The organism is Cysteiniphilum sp., assembly GCF_057495195.1.
In genome coordinates this window covers 1-18163 of record NZ_JBXTEF010000104.1, presented here as the reverse complement: position 1 = coordinate 18163, position 18163 = coordinate 1, and the positions used below count along the sequence as shown (strand labels likewise).

18 protein-coding genes are annotated in these 18163 nt (G+C 36.2%); 4 read left to right on the top strand and 14 right to left on the bottom strand.

Annotated elements, in window-relative coordinates; translation table 11 throughout:
- Positions 1 to 152: 152 nt before the first annotated feature.
- The 13 genes from ACY10D_RS09485 to ACY10D_RS09425 all read right to left on the bottom strand — a co-directional run bounded on the left by ACY10D_RS09485 (position 153) and on the right by ACY10D_RS09425 (position 8221).
- Positions 153 to 1154, bottom strand: a complete 1002-nt coding sequence (locus ACY10D_RS09485) for a ParA family protein (RefSeq protein WP_487000494.1) — start codon at positions 1152 to 1154, stop codon at positions 153 to 155.
- A 398-nt stretch (positions 1155 to 1552) separates the two neighbouring features.
- Positions 1553 to 2158, bottom strand: a complete 606-nt coding sequence (locus tag ACY10D_RS09480) for a recombinase family protein (RefSeq protein ID WP_487000493.1) — start codon at positions 2156 to 2158, stop codon at positions 1553 to 1555.
- Positions 2148 to 2834, bottom strand: coding sequence for a Fic family protein (locus ACY10D_RS09475; protein WP_487000492.1), 687 nt, complete (start codon positions 2832 to 2834; stop codon positions 2148 to 2150). Before ACY10D_RS09475 ends, ACY10D_RS09480 begins: the two co-directional genes overlap by 11 nt.
- 157 nt (positions 2835 to 2991) lie before the next feature.
- The gene (locus ACY10D_RS09470) at positions 2992 to 3306 is read right to left on the bottom strand and encodes a helix-turn-helix domain-containing protein (RefSeq protein ID WP_487000491.1); all 315 of its coding nucleotides are present in this window, start codon (positions 3304 to 3306) and stop codon (positions 2992 to 2994) included.
- A 5-nt stretch (positions 3307 to 3311) separates the two neighbouring features.
- A complete protein-coding gene (locus tag ACY10D_RS09465) occupies positions 3312 to 3665 on the bottom strand; it encodes a type II toxin-antitoxin system RelE/ParE family toxin (protein ID WP_487000490.1) in 354 nt (117 codons plus the stop codon).
- Positions 3666 to 3833: 168 nt separating this feature from the next.
- On the bottom strand, positions 3834 to 3974 hold the full coding sequence (locus tag ACY10D_RS09460; RefSeq protein WP_487000489.1) for a hypothetical protein: 141 nt from the start codon (positions 3972 to 3974) through the stop codon (positions 3834 to 3836).
- A gap of 3 nt (positions 3975 to 3977) precedes the next feature.
- Complete coding sequence (locus tag ACY10D_RS09455) at positions 3978 to 4274, bottom strand: helix-turn-helix domain-containing protein (RefSeq protein WP_487000488.1); 297 nt, start codon at positions 4272 to 4274, stop codon at positions 3978 to 3980.
- On the bottom strand, positions 4274 to 4624 hold the full coding sequence (locus ACY10D_RS09450) for a type II toxin-antitoxin system RelE/ParE family toxin (RefSeq protein ID WP_487000487.1): 351 nt from the start codon (positions 4622 to 4624) through the stop codon (positions 4274 to 4276). Before ACY10D_RS09450 ends, ACY10D_RS09455 begins: the two co-directional genes overlap by 1 nt.
- Before the next feature lie 69 nt (positions 4625 to 4693).
- Positions 4694 to 4870 carry a hypothetical protein gene (locus ACY10D_RS09445; protein WP_487000486.1) on the bottom strand — a complete coding sequence of 59 codons (177 nt, stop codon included), beginning with the start codon at positions 4868 to 4870 and terminating at the stop codon, positions 4694 to 4696.
- 93 nt (positions 4871 to 4963) lie between these two features.
- Complete coding sequence (locus tag ACY10D_RS09440) at positions 4964 to 5857, bottom strand: hypothetical protein (RefSeq protein WP_487000485.1); 894 nt, start codon at positions 5855 to 5857, stop codon at positions 4964 to 4966.
- A gap of 15 nt (positions 5858 to 5872) precedes the next feature.
- Positions 5873 to 7042 carry an N-6 DNA methylase gene (locus ACY10D_RS09435; protein ID WP_487000484.1) on the bottom strand — a complete coding sequence of 390 codons (1170 nt, stop codon included), beginning with the start codon at positions 7040 to 7042 and terminating at the stop codon, positions 5873 to 5875.
- A 293-nt stretch (positions 7043 to 7335) separates the two neighbouring features.
- Complete coding sequence (locus ACY10D_RS09430; protein ID WP_487000483.1) at positions 7336 to 7605, bottom strand: hypothetical protein; 270 nt, start codon at positions 7603 to 7605, stop codon at positions 7336 to 7338.
- Between the two features lie 49 nt (positions 7606 to 7654).
- The gene (locus ACY10D_RS09425; RefSeq protein WP_487000482.1) at positions 7655 to 8221 is read right to left on the bottom strand and encodes a hypothetical protein; all 567 of its coding nucleotides are present in this window, start codon (positions 8219 to 8221) and stop codon (positions 7655 to 7657) included.
- 273 nt (positions 8222 to 8494) lie between these two features.
- Here ACY10D_RS09425 and ACY10D_RS09420 point away from each other — a divergent pair, with 273 nt between their 5' ends.
- The 4 genes from ACY10D_RS09420 (at position 8495) to ACY10D_RS09405 (ending at position 17078) form a co-directional block, all read left to right on the top strand.
- Positions 8495 to 9436, top strand: coding sequence for a MobA/MobL family protein (locus tag ACY10D_RS09420; RefSeq protein WP_487000481.1), 942 nt, complete (start codon positions 8495 to 8497; stop codon positions 9434 to 9436).
- A 5-nt stretch (positions 9437 to 9441) separates the two neighbouring features.
- A complete protein-coding gene (traA, locus tag ACY10D_RS09415; protein ID WP_487000480.1) occupies positions 9442 to 16059 on the top strand; it encodes a Ti-type conjugative transfer relaxase TraA in 6618 nt (2205 codons plus the stop codon).
- A gap of 61 nt (positions 16060 to 16120) precedes the next feature.
- Complete coding sequence (locus tag ACY10D_RS09410; protein WP_487000479.1) at positions 16121 to 16351, top strand: hypothetical protein; 231 nt, start codon at positions 16121 to 16123, stop codon at positions 16349 to 16351.
- Positions 16341 to 17078, top strand: coding sequence for a Fic/DOC family protein (locus tag ACY10D_RS09405; protein ID WP_487000478.1), 738 nt, complete (start codon positions 16341 to 16343; stop codon positions 17076 to 17078). The genes ACY10D_RS09410 and ACY10D_RS09405 overlap by 11 nt, the downstream gene beginning before the upstream one ends.
- Positions 17079 to 17128: 50 nt before the next feature.
- On the opposite strand, the gene ACY10D_RS09400 is transcribed toward ACY10D_RS09405, so the two are convergent.
- Entirely contained in the window at positions 17129 to 17941 is an 813-nt protein-coding gene (locus tag ACY10D_RS09400; RefSeq protein WP_487000477.1) for a SprT-like domain-containing protein, read from the bottom strand.
- Between the last annotated feature and the right edge of the window lie 222 nt (positions 17942 to 18163).

The window sequence follows — 18163 nt, the reverse complement described above, 5'->3', positions numbered from 1 at the left end:
CGTAATATTGTCGCCAAGCGTCCTTTTGATAGCTTCAGGTTCTTCATGAACAGCTATCCTGTCTTTATTATCTTTTCTAGCAGATGATGAAATTTTAACTTTCTTCAACTGTTTTTTAAAAATGTCATCACTTAAAGCCATTATTTCATCCCTTATTCATTGCTACTATCATTAATAATATGCATGATCTGAGTTGATATATCATAGTAATCTTGAGCAAGAGGTGATGAAGGATCATGCTCAATAACACTAAGACCAATTAAACTGGCCTCATGTCCTTTGATTGATCTTCTTATGCTAGATGCCAAGGTTATATTAGGGTGTTCATTTATATATGCGCCATATATCTGCATGCTAAGCTTTGTTTTTTCGAGCAAAGTAGGTATCAATACAATATCATTATTAATTTTCATATTATTATTATATGAGTTAATAGAGTCTAAATGTTGCTCTAAAGCTCGATAGCTATTTATCTCGCATCCTATAGGGCTTAATATTATGTCTGAAACAGTTATAGAGTCCTCAATTAAACAGTTCCAATTTGGACTGTTATCAAAAATAATCACATCATAATCAGATAGGTAAGGAGTTAGTTTGTCATAAAAAAAGTATTCTTTTCTTGTTGTATGACGTAAAAGTTTTTCTAGTTGACTTAGTTCTGAAGTTTCTGGAATAAAATATAGTGTTGGTAAATCTGTTTTGCATATAACTTCTTGTATAGAGCACTCATCATTTAAATAATGAAATAAACCTTTCTGGTTGTATTTCAGATCATCAATGCTTTCAATTTTCCTATCTGCTTGTAAAACATCAGTAATCGATAACTGTATATCTAATCCTATAATTAAAGTTTTTATGTTGTTTAATGCAAGCATTCTTCCAAGGTTGTGTGACAGAGTAGTTTTTAGCACACCACCTTTTGAAGTATATGTAGATATAATGGTTTGCTTTTTAGGCTTGGTAAGAAAACCAAATTTTTCACCAATAAGAGGGAGTTGTTCAGAGTCCCATACCCTGACTTTGACATTTCCGCGCTCAATTCTTTTTGCAGTTGGAATATCTTTGTTCTTCTCAGACATCATTAGAGTTCGCTTACTCTTATATCTTTTGCTCATCATAAATAGCTTGAATACATTGTCTATCGTCCAATTCATAAAATAGTCCATATTTTTCATGTTATAATTGAATTTAAACATGTAAACGTGAAATTATCAAGACATGACGGTAAATTTAAGGGATAAATTTTCTTTATCCTATATAAAGAGAAAAAATAAAAATTAGCATCTAATTATTAAAAGTTTGATTTTGAAGAATATTTTAGTTCGCCTTCCGTTAGAGATTGCGAACTGTATCCAGCTTAATCGCAGCATTAACGCTATTTCATAAGTTAATTTTACGAACTGAGTGCGCTATTTGAAAATTTTAGCGAATTGCAGACACTGAATGCATGAATTGCGGGAGGGGAGGGAGGTTAATGCATACATTCAGTGATTGACATAGCTATTGTAGTTTAAGTTTTCATGAATACCAGTGCTGTCAGCTAAAAACTTCATCAATTCTTTAGCTTGTCTTTGTTACGGTTGTACCATTTATAATAAGTGCGTGGCGAAACATTATTTTCTTTAAGCGCCTGGCGGATTGATTTGGTTTCACTGTTTATATAATCGTTATAAGTGGATAAGCATTTTTGCTGGGTCTCTTTGGCTTGCCCTTTAGGTCTGCCGCCTTTGTTTGGTGACGCTCTTAATCCTTCAATTGTTCTTTCCCTTAACTTGTTACGCTCAAATTGGGCAATGCCTGATAATATAGTGAAATATAATTCACCCATCGCAGTAGAGGTGTCAACCTCTTCTTTGAGTGATTTAAATATTACCTTGGTATCTTTAAAATGTTCAATGAGATCAAACAAATCCTTGGTTGATCTACCTAATCGATCATAGCTATGAACAATAACAGTGTCACCTGCACGCAAGCGCGATAGCATATCCTGAAGGGCAGGGCGCTTTGTGGTTGAGCCGGAGGTTTTATCGATAAAAATTTCATCATAGCCGTGTTCTTTTAAGTCAACTTCTTGGCGGTCTGTTTTTTGTGAGCGTGTAGATACGCGAGCATAAGCAAACACTTTAGCAGTTGGGTTGTCTGATTTTTTACTGACCACTGACAAGCTCCATTGTTTCCTTGATCGCTGATTCAATAAATTGAGCATGTGCATCAACATTATTAAGAGAGGCCAAATATTCCTGACGGTGGTCGTTTGTGATCAATGGTGGCAAGTAATTATTTTTGATTGCCTGATAAGTCATTAGTAATCTACCAACGCGACCATTGCCATCAGCAAAAGGGTGGATACGTTCAAAGCTAATATGAAAATCAGCAATCGCACGTAAATTCATATTGGCTTCTGTGCGATAGAGTAGGTTGCCGATATCCTGGTCTATATTTTTAGGTGATGATAGCTGGATATCAACACCTAATATTTGACGTTCATCTTTACGCCAAGCTCCAACAGGTCGTTCAATGCGCTCGGGTGAAATCTTCAGTGCTTTATCAAATAGGATGGCATGAATGTCTTTCATAAAATCATCATCAAAGCGGTGCCCCGTGTTTTCCGCTTCACGTACCACAAAATCAAAGGCATCAGCAAAGCCTAGAATAACGAGTTGCTCATGAAGTGGTTTGTTGGGTGCGGTTATACCACTTTCTAAGAGTCTTTTTGTTTCTCCATAGGTCAGTGTTAATCCTTCAATTGCATTTGAATGATGGGTAATGCTGACTCTTAGGCTTCGATAGAGGTCATTCTTTTGGATAGTGGTTAGCTGTGATAGCTTCATCATGATAGTGATACCAATTTGTTATACATAAAGATAGATAATGATATAATTTTAGCCTTTTATTATGTATAACTCAATAGTATAACCTAAATGTTAGCTTTAAGTAGGTTTAAGTGTAATTTTTAGAAGTTAGATTTTGACTATCATAAAACGATCGTTTTTATGCTTGCATGAAATTGATATGACCAAGGTTTGAGTTTGATGGGTGTATGTTTATTTCGATATCTTGACCCAGTTTTAATAACATTCCAAAAAGTCGATCTATTGAAAATCGATCGCAGTGTCCATTAATTATTTTAGAAATGTCACCTTGATTAACTCCTGTCATTTCTTCAGCTTCTTTCTGTTTTAATTTTTTGTCTTTTATGACTATGGCAATTTGCCTTGCAAGTGCAGATTTTGCCTGAAGCTCATCAGCATTGGCAAAGCCAAGGTCATTAAAAACATTGCCTGTACTTTCTGTGATTTGTAGCATTTCTTTTACTCCTGCATCAATAATTCTTTTAGTCGCTTTTTTATCAAATCCATATCAGTTTTTGGTGTACTAATGCCTTTTTTTGATTTCTTTTGAAAACAATGTAATACATATATAGCATCTTTAATTTTCACGGTATAAACCGCGCGATATGTATCTCCATCATGATCTTCAACAACCTCAAGTGTGGAGGCTCCTTTAAAATCATGACCTTTAAGTGGTTTTGCTTTATCATGTTTACTTCCTCTTTGGGCAAAATCTAGAGCGAAACCCATTGTTCGCTTTACCTCATCTGGAAATTGCTTCAGATCATCAAGTGATGATCCAACCCATTTTAGAGGCCTTAATAATTTAGACATAAGTTGTAGTTAAGCTCAAAATTATTTTATATGGTAATTATACCATAAAATAAAAAATATGTATCGGGTAGGGGTTAATTTAGTTGGATAATTTTTATGGTATCAATAGGAACCCTTCGGTTTGAGCTTGCAAAAATCACCTAGGCTTGAAGGGTGTTGTTGTCTACATTATATGGATGTATTTGTCTCATGGGCAATAAATTCTTTAAGTGCCATGTATTCTTTAGCGCCTTGTTCTGCCTCTTCTTCAATTTTAGCTATTTCTTTTTTGCTAAAGTTTTCGCTTAGTATTTGATTAATATTTTTCATAGTTTATCTCAAAGCCAGTTTAACACCTTCGGGATCATTCGCAATTGCAGTTAAATAAGAGATGGCAGTAGCATCCATTTTGTTTTTTTCTTGTTCCCATTTTTCAACAGTTCTAACTTTTAAGCCGTAAGTTTCTGAAAACTTAGCTCTGCTCATATTTAACTTTTTCCTAATACTAATGACATCAATACCGCTTTTAATTAAAAACTTGTGTGTTTTTCCTTCTTGCTTCCCACTGGCAATTTCAACAGCTTCTTTGGCGGATTGTTGTAGAAGCTGGTTGATATCAAAATCACTCATTATTTTGCTCCTTTGTGTAATTTAGTTAAATCAGTAACCATTGCTTTTAAAATACTCTTAGTTTCTTGGGAGATGTTGTCACGTTGGTTTTTAGCGTATGATAGTAGCAGATAAATGGGCATACTCTCATTATAAAAATAGTAGATGGTTCTCATTCCACTGCTTTTTCCTGTATTCTTGTTACGCCGCCACCTTAGTTTTCTACATCCGCTAGTGCCTTCAATCACATCTCCTGAAAGTGGGTTTCTTGCAATATACTCCAACATTTCCTCTATGGTATCTTCGTCAGCTATATTGCTTGTGGTTTTAGTAAATGTTTTTGTTTCTACAATTGATTGCCATATTGTCATATCAATTACTCCAATGAGTCTATAACTTAGTATAACATATTATTTTTAAAAATAAACCCTGTTAGGGTGCTATAAACATAAGCGCTTTAAATACTTAACGACTGATATTGTCGAATCTGGATTGAGCTTTGATGGTAATGGGTTAGCTTTTGGCTCTACTTTTGGTGCTTGATCTACTAAGTCTCGGTCGTATTCAATAATATGTTTTGCGCGAATGGCAAGCAATTCTTTTGTTAGCTTAATCATGATATTAACTCCGTTATAGGTTGCTTTTTAGCAGGTCGGTAATCCGTCCCTACATTAAGAATTATATTATAATTCAATTATAAAATCAATCATTTAATTCTTGATCTTGACGTGATTTGGCAGTATTGGTTTGCTTATTAAATCGGTAAGTGCCAAATAAACTTGATTCATCTGATCTTCACTTACTTCAACTTGTTGAGTGAATTTTTTAATTGCATCGTAAGCATTATATTGCTCAGTGCGAACGCTGTACCAATAATAAAAGACCAAGCCAGCATTATGACTAACACATGGGTTGATGCCATAACCTAGCAGCATATCAATACATGCGCTCATGACATAAGATCGTATTGCACGATCTTTATGGTTCTCTGTCAGCTCCTGGAGCATATTATAAGTAAATTGCTTATCGATACTGTAGCAATCATGAATATGATCATTAAAGGCAGTCATTAATTGATCATGATCATCATTTAATCTAAGAAAATCAGAGATAACAGCTTGTCTTTGATTGTTGCTAATATTTAACATATGACCTTTGTAAGTAGGTCTAAACTGATATTTATTAAATATCTCAGATAAGTCTATTTGTTTGTTTAAACTTTCTAGTTTGCCGAGTATTGCTTCAAACATATAATCTTTTGGCATGAAATTGACTCCTTGTGATTGCGCATATTCGGCAATCTCATAAAGCATATTCGCAAAATCACTATCCCAATAAATTGTTTGAGCTTTAAAACTGTCATTACTGGTGCTGCTTTTGCAGCGTCTCATTTTATTGTAGGTATTAATAAACTCTTTACACTGTATTACTTCGTTAGGTAATAGGTTCTCGTAAATTTTATCATTTTTATGGAAGTCGTTATAATTTAAATACAATGATCCAATGTTAATAGTGTCATTGTTTTCATCGACCTTCTTTATATAACGTTTTCTGCTATCAGAAGGACGATGAGTTTTAAATAAGTTAAAAATTATCTTACTCATCATCGTTTAGTCTCCTTATTGAATAGATGATATTGTATTAGTGATGTTTTTTAGTAATTCATGCTCTTTGGTTTTATGTGCCTTAAACGTTTTTTGTAAGAAGCATAGTTTTTCAATCTCGAAATTAAGCAAATGCTTTTCTATTTCAGGCATACTATTTGCTTTTTCTTTAAGTTTTTGAATGGCTTTATCTAGTGAAGCTAATATGTCTTGTTTTGGTGGGTTATGGTTCTTATAGATGCTAGGAAGGGTAGATAAATTGTTATTCAGCTTTTTATAGATGTCTGCTTTTGAATAATTGGCAGTAACAGTTAAACCAATTCGGTCGCCGTACATATTACAAGTATTTAAGTTACCGATTACATGGTGAGGATTATTGATATAGTATTCATTAATGCTTAATTTATTGCCGTTCACCATAAGTGACTTTGTTTCTGTGAATTTAATATCGTTAATTTTATCTTTAATATAAAAAACAAGATCAACGGTAACCTTGGCATTTTCAAACATACAATCAGGAAGTCGAAAAGCAGCAATCAACGAGCCATGCTTTTGCATAATTTTTCTTGGATGATCATGGGTATTGTCAAAGCAGTATTGAGGTAATACCATTGCCATAATGCCACCTTGCTTTAATAGCATCACGCTTTTAGCTGTAAAATAATGATGTATTGCCATTCCATTTAATTCTTCACAGTCATCTTTCATTATTTGGCTGCCAAACGGTGGATTTCCAATAATTAAATTGAAGGTATCATTGCTAAACTTAGTCTGCTCAAACCCTGCATTTAAAATGTTAGCATAAGGGCAAATCATTTTAGCAATACGTGCGCTTAATCTATTCAGTTCAACGCCATTAATGGTGCTATTTTGAATTAAGTCTTGTGGCATATTAAAGATAAATGCACCGTGACCACAAGCAGGCTCCAATACACGCCCACCTGTAAATCCAATTTTTAATATTGCATTATATATAAATTCAATAATTGGCGTAGGTGTATAGTAAGCATTTTTAGTAGAAGCCATTGCTTCTTGATAATGCTTGTCACCAAGTATACTTTTAAGCTTTAGGTGTTGCTCTCTGGTCATGGTTTTGTGTAACCCGCCAAAACCGCTAAATTTCTTCAGCTCATGGCTATTTGAAATAAGTTCTATGATATTTAGGTTAGTATCAAATCTCGACATTTAAAAACTCCGTTATAGGTGGTTAGTGATTTGTTAAATTCATCAATTTAACGATTAGAATTATAATATAATTCAATATAAAAGTAAATAGAAATAATAAAATTAAGGTGATATTTTTTGTTGAGCGAAGCGAATGCCTGTGTGAGCTTGTGAGTTAACTGGGTAAAATTCGGTGTAGTGGCGGGTGGGTAAAATCTCAAGATTTTATCCACGGTCAATGCACAATTTTTCCCGTGGTTTTGCGTAGCAAAAAACTCATCAAATCCATAGGCTATTAAAATCTTTTGATGTGGTTAAGCATTTTCGGTTGTTGTTTGATTTTCTGCTGTATTGCTTTGATTACTTTTTGCATTATCATTATTCTTATTTGCAAAAGATTCTTTGCCTTGTTCTTCAATGAATGTAAAAGCATTTGCAAGTTCATCATTAGACCATTCAAGGATGTTGTGTTTTTTAGCAAGTTTACCAATCTCAATATAGCGTTTCTCAATTTCTGCTTTGAGCATTTCTTCAAGTTTTGCTTTTTGCTCAAGTAGTTGTTGGATTTTATTTGATTTAGCCATTTTATTATTACTCCTTATATTTAAACGTTATCATCATAACATATATTAGCTATGTCGTAATGTTATGATTATCTAGTTTCTTCGTTTTTGTTATTTCTAAATTATCTTTTTTGGCTTTGTGCTGTATAAATAATCTATCGCCTGTTTGATGGCATAAATCGATATTTTTGTCAGTTATAATAAATTCATTCGCTTTGATAATGACGCCTAGAAAAAAATCTAAAGGATATTCTAGCTTGTCATCTTTTGATTTGCGTTCTTTAGTTAAAGCATATTGATCATAATGATTCTTACCTAGTTGTGTTAATTCATTTTTTAGCTCACCATCTTCTTTGACATTCTGAAAAATGATATAGCATGCACCAAGTAAAACAGATAGTTTGAATTTATACTCTAATCCAATGATATAAAAAAGGCTTCCTAGCACAATGATAAAGTTAAATGGGTGATTCTTAGAATTGTAATATTCTGTGGCTCCTGCCATTATGAGAATTTTGCCAAGTGATCTTTTTCGCTTAGTTTCTTTTGTGCGTTGATAGGTTTTCTCGTCACGTATTCTTTGCTCAAGTTGAAATAGTCGTTTTTCTAATAAATTGATTTTTTCAGCATTATCCATATTGTTGGTCAACAAATAACGATTAATGGAATAATACAAAAAAAACATAGGGATGTCATTAAAATTAAAAAACATGAGCGTAGCGAATACATTGGTGGGTACGAAAGTACCCGCAGCATCATTAGCTAATAGGTTTTATTCTATGAGATATATTTAGTTATTTTATGACCTATATTTGAAATGATAATCCGTAGCTAATGCGCAACTTGCATTGACTACGTCAAAGCAGTTGCGTATAATCTAGCTATAGTGGTTGATAGGCAAATAATAATTATGGCTATAGAGTTTATAAGAGAGGATTTTATAAAAAGAGCAAAAGGACATAATGCTGTAGACTTCGCCGCCAAAAGATCTAATACAAAAATTAAATGTTGTCGAACTAACAAGGTATTTGATTACACCAAGAAATCTGATTGCAAAAGCAGTCAAATAATCTTACCCACAACTGCATACCCTACAAATAGTAAATCAGATAAGCATCCTTTTGAAGATCGAGGGCAACTTTGGAATGCAATTGAAGAAATAGAAAGCAAGCACAATAGAAGGGCAACAGCGCAATTGGCTATTGAGGTAATTATTGCATTACCAAAGGAGCTTGATTTGCAGACAAATATAGAACTTGCTCATGATTTTATTAAAAACCATTATGTTGACAAACATCACGTTGTGGCAGATGTGTTTATAAATTTGAATGGTGATATAAACTATAATGCAATAGCTATGCTCACAATTAGAAAACTAGAGGGTTTAAATTTTAGTAAAAATAAAGTTAGAAATATTACTTCCCCCATGAAAACTAGCTCTTACGGATCTTTTGTTGTTAAGGGAGAACTTCACGCTAAATGGCGGGATTTTCAAAATGACTTCTTTGCGAAAAATAATATTGATCTTCAGGTTGATCAAACCAGCTTTATTCCAGAAAAACACGTAGGGTTAAGAGGGCAAGTATCTGAAAGAAATATTCAACTATATAACTCTCTTGCTAAAAAAGAGTCTAGAGAAGCCATTATTAATAACCCTGTTTTAGTTCTAAAAACAATTTCATCTAGAAAATCACAATTTAATGATCATGATATTAGGTCATTTATTAAAAGTAGCGTGGAGACACAAGAAGATTTTACAAAACTTTACCAGCAAGTTATTTGCCATTCTTCTTTATTAAAGATAGGGAAAGACCAATTTAATAAAGATATATTTTCCTTTGATAGTAGATAATAGTTATGGCTATAGGTTACATTAAAGAAAGATACATAACTCGCTCACAAGGGCATAATGCAGTTAAATCTGCGGCTTATAGAGCAAATGAGAGACTTTATTGCGAACGAACTGGAAAAACGTTTGATTATACAGATAAAGGTGATTGCGTATATGCAGGAATTTTGCTACCTGAGTCAGCTTACAATGAGCAGTACAATTCTAGTAACCATCCATTTAATGATAGAGAAAAATTATGGAATGCTGTTGAAGAAATAGAAAATAGTCACAATCGCAGAAAGACAGCACAACTCGCATTTGAATTGCAAATTGCTTTACCTAAAGAACTTAGTGTTCATCAAAATATTGATTTAATTAAATCTTACATCAAGGAAAATTATGTAGATGTTTTCAATTGTGGTGCTGATATTTGTATTCATGATAAAGGTGATGGCAATCCTCATGCACATGTAATGATGACCTTTAGAGAGGTTTTAGGGTATGGCTTCTCAAAGCGAAAGCTAAGAAATTTAGCCACTGAAATACGCACTTCTAAAAATAACTATATTGTTAATAAAGTTGGTCGTAACGAGCAGTGGGAATTATATCAAAATCAATATTTTATTAAGAACAATATCGACTTAGTTGTAGATCAAAATCATATTAAACCGACAGTGCATGAAGGTCATATTGCACAGCCTGATAACTATGCTGAAACACAATCTCAGTTAAATGCTGAAATTAAGCAATCTACCATTGAAGCAGTTAAAGAAAATCATGAAATCATTGTTGAGACTTTAGAAAAAAGGCAATCTGTATTTACACAGCGAGATATTGAAAACCTTATATTCAAATCTACAGAATCTAAAGAGGACTATAATGATACGTTAGTCAAGGTATTAGCATCACATCAATTGATTAATCTTGGTTATAATGAAGCGGGTCGCTTGAGTTTCACAACACAAGAAAACTATGAAAAAGAAGTAGCTCTTGCGCGACTTGCTAATAATCTTTCAGGCAAGCAAAGTTTTTCTATTCACACTAAGCATATTGATACAGTTGCCAACTCTGAACTATTTACCTTAGATACTGAGCAAAAAGAGGCATTAAAATATATTGCTGACTCAGGCAATATTGTTTGCCTTATTGGTCGCGCGGGTGCGGGTAAAACGCACACAATGAATGCGGTTCGAGAATTATACCAAGGTCAAAACATTCATATCAGTGGTGCTGCGTTAGCGGGTAAGGCGGCACATGGTTTACAAGCAGATGCGGGAATTCAGTCACAAACAATTTATAATATCTTAGCTAATTATAGAAAAGGTGCTGACTATCACCAATACTTGCCACCAAGCAATTCAGTATTAGTTATTGATGAAGCAGGTATGATTGGTCTAGAGGACATGTATGATCTGATTAAGATGTCTCAAGATCGTAATATCAAATTGATTCTTGCAGGTGACCCAGATCAATTACAACCTGTGTCTTATGGTGCGCCTTTTAGAGCGATATTAGAGCGCATTGGTTTTGTTGAAATGTCAAAAGTCAGACGTCAAAAAGACCTTGCTGATGCGTTAGCTACTGCTTATCTGGCAAAAGGTGAGGTAGGTACTGCTATTGATCATTATCTTAAACGTGATCGTGTTGTATTGGGTGAAGATAGTGACATTAAAACGCAGCTTTTAGCAACATGGAAAAACTATGTTGATGTTTCAGATAAAGACACCTTGATCCTTGCCTTTAGGAATGAGCAAGTTGCTGAAATGAATGAGCTTGCACGTAGCTACTTAAGAGGAAATGGTCGATTAGGTGACGGACATCAGTTTGAAGTTAAGGTTGGTTCTCAATTACATCAACGTGAGTTTGCATCGAATGATCGAATTATCTTTTTGAAAAACAAGACACTGGATGATGTTCAGGTTAAAAATGGGCAGCTTGCCAGAATTATAGATATTAAAAAAGATACGGTTTCTTTTGTGTTGGATGAAGATCCAAGCAGAACCTATCAGTTTAATGCCAAGGAATTTAATCAGTTTGATCATGGTTATTGTGCGACAGTGCATAAAGCGCAAGGTGTCAGCGTTAACAACTGTTTAGTCTACGCTAAAGGGCGCGGTTGGGATCGCTTCTTAAGTTATGTTGCGATGTCACGGCATAAGTTTAATTTACATTTCTTTGGTGATAAAGAAACCTATAGCGATATTCACGGCTTGAAGCGTGAGTTATCTCGATCACCATTGCGTGATAATGTGCTTGATTATCCATTACAGTTTGCCATACGTCGTGGTCAAGAGGCGCAAACTTTTGCGAGTAATGCTGTGGCTCAGATCCGTGGTGCTTATCATAAGACGCGTGATACTTGGAACTATTTGTTTAACTATGAGCAGTATAAAGCATCGAAGGCTGCCTTTGAGCGTGATGCGATATTAAATGAGAAACTAACGGCACAACAAGTCGTTAATCAAGACGCGCGTATGGTTGCTGATTTGGCGGATTTGAATCTTGATTGTGGTGTTCGTTATGGAGAATTTGTTGAGCGCTATGGTAAGACATGGTATGACAATACAGAGGCGAAAGCTGCCTTTAGTGATATAGATACGCTTTTCTATGCGCGTAATAAAGCAGCGTTTGAAGTATTTAATCAGATGGGGAAATATCAACGCGCTTTAGAGCTTAACAATATCTCACCTGAAAAACTTGAATCATGGGCTAAGGCTTATACTTTAGAGGCGCGTGTGCGTGATTTTGAAGTGGTTAATAACCCTTATGAGAAAGGGCGACTTGCTCAGGCAATTATTGATACCAAGAAAGAGAGTGCACAGTATGTTTCTAAGCGTGACTTATGGGATGCGGTCAATAAATATCAGGCTCAGCATACGTTGCGTATTAAGTCGGGTCAGATTGACGGCTTTGCTAAGCATTTGAAAGATGTTGAGCAGTATTTAAGTTTAGGGCGAAGTGCAGCGATCTATTGGAAGAAGTCACAGGCGGATCACTTTGGTGCAATTGATCCTGAGTTAAGTGTTGATAGTCGTGATATTCAAAAAGATAGCCAGGGCAAAGAAATTAAACCTGAGCATCAACAACATTATGAAAAGTTATCACGTCAGTTTAATCAGCGTAGCGAAATCTTAGCAGCTAAGATTATGAGTAACTTTGCTGAGTATAGTAAAGTGCTAGCGGTTAAATTTCCGCATCAGCCTACGTATGAGAAAATTATTGAGCGCTTAAAGGTAAATGCAGAACGCCATGACAAGCGTATGGCAATACGCGCTTATATTGACCCTGAATCGTCACAGCTTCAACGTGAGCAAGCTGCCTTTAAGTTGAATGCTGACTTTAAAGGTCATGTTGGTATTGGTTATGAAGAAGGGTTGATCTGGTCAAGTGTTGCTAAAACTGCTTATCCTGAAAAGGTGCGCCAGTTTAGAGCAAATCTTGATAGTGAAGATCGTCGCATATTTGATGCGTTTGAAGAGTATAAAGCGATTTGTCGTGATGCTGCAGGTGAATTTGTTGTCACTCAAAAAATTGAAACTGCGCTTAAGGTTAAACTGGGTATTGCTAACAATGGTGAATTAGCACGTGAACAAGTGACTGATGCGTTGAAAGAGGCACGTGAGTCGATGTATAAGCGAATGGCAGAGCGTCATGAAGCGGCTTATCTGATTGCCAACAAATATCCTCAGTTACGAGAGTGGGCACAAACTGATATTGCTCAGTTTGATACGGTTCATATGCATTTAGATGCTAAGAAGTTTATGTATCATGTGGCACTGCATGAAGAAAGGCTTGCAGCAGAGGTGCGTGTTGAGCAATTTGCTAAATTGTCCGCTGACAATCCTGAGCATCATGATCAGCGAATGCAGTTAGCGCATGAAATGACGGATCGCATTGGTAAACACCGTTATTACTTAAAGCGTGATGGTATTAATGAGCGTGAGATTTGGCAGCTATCAACGGCTTATGCTTATGCCAAAGAAAATGAGCGCTTTACTGGTGAAGATAAAGTTCTGCATCGTGCGATTGCTGATTACATGTTGAGTAAAGAGGCTGCAAGTTCCGCTTGGCGTGATGTTAAGCTTGCTACTCGGGTGAGTGACAATAATGCCAAACAAACTGATTCTGTTGATTCTGCTGAGTTGATTGATCAATTGAAGCAAAACGCCTTTAAAGAATCCGAAGCACGTAACCAGAAAGCTTTTGCCGTTTCTAAGTTATTGGGCAAATTAATTGATAGCCCTGTATATGAATGCTTTACGACACATCGCTATGCCTCACGGAATATTGATATTACGCAACTGATTAAGTTCGCAGATGATTATCGCGTGATTGATGCGCTTACACGTTACCGTGATGCTATTAACGCAGTTAAAGCAACGAATACGCAAGAGAGCAGTACAAACCAAGCAGCTGATCAAGTAACCGTAAATAAAGGTAGCTATCAAGCCAAGCAATTAGCGGGTGAGATATGCGAGCAATACAAAAAAGGGCTTGTTTATCATAAGCTTCAATCGTTTGATATTGATACGGCTGTATTTTATCGCCATGCGACAGCGTATCAACGTGATCAATATCGCTTGAATTTAAATAGTGATGAACGTCAATATCATGATGTGGTTATTGATTATGCTGACAAAGTAGTTGCGGTTGCCAAGGCTTATCGGGCTGGTGACAAAGACAGTAAAGCATTGGGTAATGCGCTGATTATTGAACGTGATAAGCTTGCTTATCAAATTGCGCAATCACCGTCTTTATATCAAGAGGCATTGCTATTTGAGCAAGTGAAACTTGATAAATTAGATCAGCATGTTGAGCGTTTTTGTCGGACACAATTAAATTCGGTACCTGGTCCTGCTGCCAATAATGATGCTATAACATCAGATATGACGCTTGCGTCCTATGACCAATTTGATTTATCTGACTCTTTTAACTCATCTGATGCTTCCTATGCTGAGTATCTTGCTGGTATAGATGCGCAACAAACTGCGATTGAAAATAGTTTTGCGATTGAAGTGCCTGGCAAGGTTAAGCAATTTGTGCAGCGTGAGCGCTCCTCTCAAGGGACACGTTGGAATGTTGATCGCATCAGTGAGGCGTTATTAAGTAATATTGAGCAGACCTATATTGATATCTTTGGTGAGCCTAAGAAAAAGACCGCTAAAGAAATGCGTTGGTCAGGTGGTTTAATTGTCACGCTTCAAGGCAATAATGCCGGACAGTGGTATGATTTTGCGACTGAAAATGGTGGTTTCCCACTGCAGGCAATTACCTATCAAAAGGGCTATGCCTTTAAAGATGCATTGGAAGAAGGTGCGCGTATTGCTGGATTAAGTGATTCAGAGGCTAAAGAAGATGATCTACAAGCCGTTATTGATCGCCGTCAGGCGCAACAAGCACAAAGGCAGCGTATTGCTGAGATTGAAAGGCAGCAAAAACAAGAATCAGCACAGTCTATTTGGATGGCAACAGTTCCCGTTACTGGCTCCGTAGTTGATGATTATATGGCGATACATCGCAATGTTTATGATATCTCTAATACGCAATTGCGACTGCTTCCTGCTGGTGCTAAATGGGTAGACTATGTTGAAGATAAAGCACATAAGGGCGAGTATCAACGCGTTGAGAAAATCAATAGAATACCTGCGATGGTGATTGCATCAACGGATATTGACGGCAATGTTGTGGGTGTTCAACGAACCTATCTTGACCCTAAAACCGCGAACAAATCAAAATCATTTGCAACGCCTAAGTTGTCAAAAGGGAGCATTAAAAATGGTGCTGTTTTGCAGGTGGGTAATAATGGCACACTGTATATTGGTGAGGGGATTGAAACCGTTGCTAGCGCTGCATTGGCAGACAAAGATGCCAGTGCGATGGTATCCATGTCAGTATCAAATCTTAAGAATATGTTGGAGAAAGTGAAATCACTGAATCCTGAGCGCGTTGTTTTCTTAAAAGACAATGATGGCATTCATGCAAAAACAGATGAAGCCTTTAATAAAGCGATTGCGGCTTATCAGGATCAATCTTTTGAGGTGATTGTTAAAACGCCACAAATGCTTGATCGTATTGCTGAGGAGAAAGGTGATAAGGCTAAAACTGACTGGAATGACGTCATTCAGGATAAAGGGTTGAATGGTTTGCGGAAAGAGCTTGGTTTGTCTTATCCTGATAAATATCCACGTGAGTATCTGCAGCGACTGGATGAATGGCAAAAATTTGACAACATCATTCCCGATCGTGTTAAGCACTATCCGCATGTTAAGGCGTTGGCTGATTATATGGCATTAGAGCATAAGACTTGCCGCAACTTATATGCAATGAAAATGAAAGCAAGCTCTAAAGAAGAGTGGTTGGCATTGTGCGATAATCCATATACCAATAACCTGAAATCGCAAACGACAGAAAAAGCAAAAGCTTTAGCCGCTCATGAGCGAGGGTTTAAAGTGGCACATAAATTTAATTTAGATCGTCACGTTGCCAAGCTTGTTGGTGTTGAGTATTCAGATGTGTTATTGATGGATTTAGATGAGATCAAAGAAGAGCGTAAACGCTTAGAGAAAAAACGCCTTGAGGCATCGTTTAAACACATTCTTGACCCAGAGGCTAAAAACAAGCAATCACAACGTTTTAGTGAGTGAAAAACAAGATAAAAACAACGAATTGTGCTATAATTGATGGCGTAAACACAGGAGTAAACCGATGAATGTTATTGAATACTGTCAGTCAAATAAATTAGATATTAGCCAATTATCTGAGGTTTCATTAGAGGCTTTGGGTGGTATGTATTTGGAGGGCGTTAATCCAACTCAAGCACGTATTAATCGTTTAGCTTCTATGGATAAAGGTAATCTTTCACCAAGTGATGCGATTAAAGATACTATTAATTTCTACCAAAGCAATCTAAATAACCGCCAGCAGCATGCCCTATAGTGATGACAATCAAGATCCTTACGTTTATCCTGGTACGTTGATATTAAGAAACAAGCTCGATATCAAGGATAAAGAAAACTTGGATCAGGCGGAAGCTGAAATCTATGATGCTAAAATGCGATTAGCGCCACCTAAAGGCAGTTTTGACTATGCGCATTTGCAGGATTTGCACAAACATTTGTTTGGTGATGTCTATGATTGGGCGGGACAAACAAGAACCGTTAACATTGCCAAAGATACAGATTATGCAGGTACGACTATGTTTGCCTATTTTAATCGTATTGAGCCTGAGTTAATGAAAGTTTTGACGCGCCTGAACAATGATCCTATTGTTGAGGATAATCACCGTGATCTTTGCCATCGTATTGCCGAATATTTTAATGAAATTAATGCCGCACATCCTTTTAGGGAAGGTAATGGGCGAACAAATCGTTTGTTTTGCTCTGAATTTGCCAAGCAATATGGTTATACCATTCAATGGCGGAACATGGAGAAAAGCGACTATATTAATGCCAGTATAGAAGGTGCACTCAATGTTAATTATGATCCAATGGAGCGTTTGCTACTGAAGAATATGATTGAATCAAAATCGTACAAAAATCTATCGTACGATAAAGAGATATTAAGCGAAGAAGATCGCCTTGTTTATGAGCGTGAGACCAAACGGCTAAAAAAAGAAGCCAAGGATGATCTTAAGAATCAACAAAAGCCTACTTTTAAGCCATAATTTTATCGTACGATAAAATTTAAAAAAATAAAAACATATCGTACGATATGTTAATTTGGCTCTACTTCTTTCAACACCTCATCACAATCACCACAATAAACATTTAATTCTGGCTTGCCCCATAAATTAATATGGCACGTTGGGCATGTATATTTTATCTTACGTTTTTTCTTTTTTGTCTCGTCATCATCATTGCCCGATAAAAGTGAGCTCAATAAGTCACTCATAGCCTCATCATCGCCATCATCAACTTCAGGTTGACCAAACAGGTCATATAGGCTTGATGTTAGTTGACCAGCAACCTCACCATCTATATCGTTCAATGCCTCTTTAATGACTGCCATTTTATCGTCATCTGGCGTAATTAAGTGTGGTCGTGCGCGAGCATCTACCCAAATCATCTTAAAACTTTCTGTTTTGAGCATGATTTCACATTCTTTGATGAACCTACCACCCGGTAAGGGGTAGTCCATCATGTTTTGACCGGTAAATGCACCACCGGGTTGCCCTGTTGAGGAAGGCATCAACCCGATAGACTTCATTTTGTTCGACCATTGTTTGTTATGGTAAGACTTTACACTTGGCTTGCCATAACAATATTGCCAACAATGTGCCATTTCATGCACTAAAGTTTGCATTAGCTCAATCAGTGTCACACGTGCGACATATTCAGGATTGATGGCAATCTCGTGGCATTTTTTACCTTCTTTTGATGCCCATCGATCCGGAGAGAAGTAACCAAACATGCCATATTGACGCTGCGTGGTAAAGATCACCTCTGGCAATTTACCATCGTAAAGCGTTTTATTGAAATGGTCAAACGCTGTCTGCAAGGCATTGTACAACTCACCTGTTGGCTTCATAACTTCTCCTTTAGTATATCGTACGATATATTTTAACAGCTAAAAAAATATAATCAATCGTGCTTACGTATTTTCTGTTATTCCATATCGTAAGCTAGCCTTTCGTACTGTTTAAGCAATTCAGGCTCAGCTATTTCATCAATAATTGTTACGCGACAAATATAATGCTCCACCCTTGCGACAGAAATACTGACCCACTTAGGTTAAAATTTTTTATCTCAT